The sequence below is a fragment of the Treponema primitia ZAS-1 genome, assembly GCF_000297095.1.
Lineage (GTDB): Bacteria > Spirochaetota > Spirochaetia > Treponematales > Breznakiellaceae > Termitinema > Termitinema primitia_A.
In genome coordinates, this window is the sequence record NZ_AEEA01000020.1 from 1 (window position 1) to 245 (window position 245).

Genomic DNA, 245 nt, shown 5'->3' on the forward strand with positions numbered 1-245 from the left:
TTCCGTTTCATTCACCGTCCCGGATGCCGAAACCGGGCTGGTAATGGTAAAGGCGGTAATTTCCTTGGCGGTAGACGCCGCCGCTATTGTTACGGTTACCGTGTAATCCTGGGTTGACCCATCCGCAGCAGTAACGGTAAATGGTACCGGGCTTACGTAACTCCGTGCCGTTGTGGGGTCCGGGCTAATAGATGCGCCCGTATAGGTGACCGAAGCGGTCATGCCGGTAAGCGCGGTAAGCGCCG

General features: G+C 57.6%; 1 protein-coding gene. It reads right to left on the reverse strand.

What is annotated here, in order from left to right:
* Positions 1-245: PKD domain-containing protein (locus tag TPRIMZ1_RS18315; RefSeq protein ID WP_010254419.1), on the reverse strand; the 245-nt coding region annotated here is incomplete at both ends.